3 protein-coding genes are annotated in these 3,605 nt (G+C 64.7%); 2 read left to right on the top strand and 1 reads right to left on the bottom strand.

Translation table 11 applies throughout. The features are described 5' to 3' along the window. Nucleotides 1–110: 110 nt before the first annotated feature. Nucleotides 111–476, top strand: a complete 366-nt coding sequence (locus ACI8UR_RS12275; RefSeq protein ID WP_415087926.1) for a hypothetical protein — start codon at nucleotides 111–113, stop codon at nucleotides 474–476. After that, nucleotides 473–886, top strand: coding sequence for a hypothetical protein (locus tag ACI8UR_RS12270; RefSeq protein ID WP_415087925.1), 414 nt, complete (start codon nucleotides 473–475; stop codon nucleotides 884–886). The genes ACI8UR_RS12275 and ACI8UR_RS12270 overlap by 4 nt, the downstream gene beginning before the upstream one ends. On the opposite strand, the gene rad50 is transcribed toward ACI8UR_RS12270, so the two are convergent. Beyond that, nucleotides 878–3,541: a DNA double-strand break repair ATPase Rad50 gene (gene rad50, locus ACI8UR_RS12265; RefSeq protein ID WP_411716408.1), complete on the bottom strand. Its 2,664-nt coding sequence runs from the start codon at nucleotides 3,539–3,541 to the stop codon at nucleotides 878–880. The genes ACI8UR_RS12270 and rad50 overlap by 9 nt on opposite strands. Between the last annotated feature and the right edge of the window lie 64 nt (nucleotides 3,542–3,605).

Below are 3,605 nucleotides of genomic sequence, written 5' to 3'. Positions count from 1 at the left end.
GGCGTGGTGTTCTACGACGCCGAGAACCCCCTTGCGTGGATGCAGGCCGAGACCGTGCTCGACCTCGAAGAAGTCGCGTAACTTTTCGTTCCGCGGCGCGTGTTTCGACCGTGACCCCGTTCGACGACGAAGAGGGCGACCCCTGGCCCGACGAACCCGAGGAGTTCGACCCCGACAGCCTGGGCCCCGAAACGCCCGACGTCGAACCCGACCCCGAGGAAGCGATGGCCGCCGCAGCGGACGTCGATGAAGACCTCTTTCGAGCCTTCTGGGGTGCCGCCGTCTTTCTCAACGTCGCCATCGCCGCGCTCGCACTCGGCGCGTTGCTCATCTACTTCCGCGGCGACTGGACGCGAGGCGGCCAAGCGCTTCTCGTCGGCACCGTCGCCGCACTCTTCACCGCTCGGTTCTACTTCAGCTACCGACCGGACGACGCCGAGGACGAATCAACTATCGACAGCGAGGCTGACCGATGAGAACGGTCGAACACAACGGCAAGGTGTATCTGCTCGTCAAGCAATCCGGCGATTCCAGTCTCGTTCGTGACCCAGAGACGGGCGAGGAGCAGTATCTCCCGAACGAGGAATTGACCGTCAGCGGTGACTCGCCGCTGGCCGTCGCCGCAGAGCGGATTCCCGGCGCCTCACGGCGGGTTCTTACCGCCGTCCACTCCGAGCAGACGCTCGGGATGCTCGTCGAACTGGACGAACGCGGGCCGCTGGCCGTCCGGGAGCTCCTCGGCAGTTACGACCTCTGTGAATCCGACCTCCACGGCGTGGTCGGTGAGCTTCGAGCCGCGGGGCTCGTCAGGGAAGCCGATGTCGGTGGCGAGCGTGGCTACGCCGTGACCGACCTCGCAAGCGAGGGGCTCGCGGAGCTACGATAGCGCCTCGACAGTCGCCGAGCGCTCGACCGACGACCGATTCGTCGTCGGGTCTTTGTGCACCGCGATGAGGTCGTCGGCTGCACCCACCAGCTCCTCGTCGTGGCTGACGACGATGATCTGGTCGACGCCGTGGTCGGTCATCGATTCGACCAGTTCCACGAGTTTCGAGACGTGGCCCGAATCGAGGAACACCGTCGGCTCATCGAGGATGAGCGGCGGCGTCGGCGCCTGGCCCTCGATGCCCTCGGAGAGCAGCCGATAGATGGCACACCGCAACGAGAGGTTGAAAAGCGCCCGCTCGCCGCCGGAGAGCTGTTCGGGGTCGAGCGGCGTCCCGTCCTTCTGGTACACCGTCAGCTCGTAGTCGCCATCGAGTTCGATACGCGCGTACGAATCGTTCTGGTACACCAGCTGGAACGTCTCGTTGAGCATCGCCTCCAGCTTCTCGACGTTGCGCTGGCGGAGTTCCGCACGGAGGTCGGCGTACGTCTGCTGGAGTTCGTAGGCCTCGTTGTACAGCGATTCGAGGCGATCGACCGTCGCCTGGAGTGTCTCGCGGCGCTCGCGGAGCGCCTCCAGTTCGTCGAGTTCGTTCTCGACGGCGCCGATCTCGTTCTGGAGTTCGTCGCGCGTCTCGCGCTGCTCCTCCAGATACGGCTCGACGTCTTCGAGATAGCTTTCGGCCTTCTCCTTCTCCTCTTTCGCTTGCTCCATCGCCGAGTGGTCGAACTCCGCTTCGAGATCCGTCTTCCGGTCGCGTTTGTCGCTGAGCCGCTCCCGTCGCAGGTCGTTCTGTTCGGCCTTGTTGTCCCGCCGTTCGCGGAGCTGCTCGATATCGCGTTCGTTCTCGTCGATATCGTCGAGTAGCTCCGAAATCCGTTCGAGTCGTTCACGGCGCTCGTCGAGCGAGGCCTTCGTGCCGTTGAGTTCGCCGATGGCCTCCCGGGCCGTGTCCGCACTCGCTTCGGCGTCCTCGGCGGCTTCGGTGGCCTCTTCGGCAGCTCCCTCGTGGTCGTCGGCCTGCTCGCGGAGCGCCTCGATGCGGTCGGCTTTCTCCTCTAGAGATTCTTCTCGTTGTTCGATGAGCGTTTCTACGTTCTCGGTTTGCTCTTCCAGACGCGTGAGTTCGGCCTCGGTTTCGACCAGTTCGTCGGCCCGCTCGCGCTTCGCTTCGAGCTCCTCGACACGCTCCTCGGCGGCGTCAAGGTCGGACTCCAGTTCAGCGACGCGCTCGCGGTCGTCATCGATGGAGTCGACGTGTGGCGACCCCTCGATTGGCTGGCCGCACTCGGGGCATTTTCCCTCTTCAAGGAGTTGTTCGGCCTCCGCGACGGTTTCGCGGGCGTTCTTCACCTCGGTACGCAGCTCCGCGACCGCTTCCTTGGCCTCAGTCAGTTCCTCGGCGACCGAGTCGCGGTGATTCTCCACTGCCTCACGGTCGATGGGGGAATCAGCGAGTTCCGCTCGCAGCGACTCCATCTCCTCGTGGAGTTCCTCGAGATTGCTTCCGCGATCGTCGAGTTCGTCGCGAGCCTCGGCAACCTCGGCCTCGAGCTCATCGGCTTCCTCGCGGGCCTCGGTCGCCTGTTCGCGGCGTTCCTCGGCTCGCTCGCGCTTCGTCTCGGCGTCGCTTGCGTACTCCTGGGCCTCCAGGCGCCGCTCCTCGATTTCAGTTCGGAGCTCCTCGGCCTCGTCATCGAGGGCATCGAGACGCTCCTCGACGGCCTCGGGGTCGGCCTCGTCGAGTTCCGTCTCCGCGGTCGCCTCCGACAGCTCCTCCCGGAGCGTGTCGGTCGCCTCCCGAAGCGAGCGGATGCGCTCGCTCAAGGCTTCGCGTTCGCCATCGGCCTCGGAGATCGTCGAAGCCAGCTCCTCAATCTCGTCGTCGAGCTCCTCGATCTCTTCGCGGCGCTGTTCGTACTCTTCGAGGACGTTCTCGGCCGTTTCGAGCGCCTTGCGGGCCTCGTCACGGTTCTCCGCTTTCTCTTCGATGTCGTCGTTGAGTTCCGCGAGGTCGTCCCGGAGGGCGTTCAGTCGCTCGTGGAGGTTCTTCGATTCCTTCTCGTCGATCTGCGATTCGACCTGGGAGAGCGCTCCCTGTTTGTCGTCGCGGACGCGCCCGACACCCACCCGGGCGTCGCTTGCGCGCTCGCGGTACTCCTCGAGTTTGCCGAGCTGGAGCAGGTCGTCGATCATATCCTGGCGGTCGCTCGGAGAGGCGTTGATGAGCTTGTTCACCTCCCCCTGCCGGACGTACGCGCAGTTGACGAACGCCTCGGCGTCCATCCGGAGCAGCCCCTCGATGTGGGCTTCGACATCGGTGACCTGCTCGATGGTGGCATCGGGCGTTTCGAGGATGCAGGTCGTCGTCTGGGCGGTGTCACCGCGGAGTTTCACCTCTCGTTCGACGTGGTACTCCGCCCCGGCGTGGGTGAACCACAGGTCGACACTCATCTCCTCGGCGTCGTTCGAAATGACGTCGTCGAGCGTGCCGTCGATAGCGTCTGCACCGTACAGTGCGAAGAAACACGCCTCAAGTAGCGACGACTTGCCGCTGCCGTTGACGCCGTGGATGACGGTGACGCCCGAGCGAAGCGTCAGTTCGCTGTCGGCGTAGCATTTGAAGTTCCGGATGCGAACGCGCTCGAATCTCATAGGTAATCCTCCATCGACGCCTGGCCATCACCGTCGTTGGCAGCCGCGGGCGTATCGGCGTCCG

Origin of the sequence: Natronomonas sp., assembly GCF_047616845.1 — an archaeon.
Classification (GTDB): Archaea; Halobacteriota; Halobacteria; order Halobacteriales; family Haloarculaceae; genus Natronomonas.
This window is presented reverse-complemented; position numbering and strand designations above follow the sequence as displayed.